The sequence below is a fragment of the Pseudomonas sp. AC463 genome (genome assembly GCF_979253585.1).
On record NZ_CEEDDZ010000131.1, the window covers coordinates 1 to 439 of the forward strand.

The 439-nt window shown below is 62.9% G+C and carries 1 protein-coding gene; it reads left to right on the plus strand.

Annotated features, from left to right (window positions below; translation table 11 throughout):
• The coding region (locus AC0IYH_RS29435) for a DUF6531 domain-containing protein (protein WP_471837576.1) at window positions 1–439 on the plus strand (439 nt) is incomplete at both ends.

Consider the following 439-nt stretch of genomic DNA (forward strand, 5'->3'; position numbering starts at 1 on the left):
GCGATCAAGTCCGTGCCGGCTGCGCAGTTGAAGGCTGGGGAGCAGTTGGTTTCTAACCCGGTGACGGCGGTGCGCAGTAAATCCCGGCAGACGGCGTTGGTGAGGCAGGAGCCTGTCGATGATGCACCGGCTTCGGGCAAGAACCTGAATGGGGAGGCGGCGAGTTCTGCGGACAAGACAGCCACCAATGGTTGCCCGGTGTCGATGGTTACTGGCGAGGAATTGCTCACCCTCACCGATGGGACGCTGGACGGGGTGTTGCCGTTTGAGTGGACGCGGGTGTATCGCACCAGTGCGGTGGAGGTGGATTGTGGGCTGGGGTTTGGCTGGAGTCATGCCCTGGCGCAGCGGCTCGCTGTATTTGGTGAGTCGGTGGTGTGGACGGATCATGAGAATCGGTCGACCACGTTGCCCTTGCCTACGGCGTCGCGACCGGCGA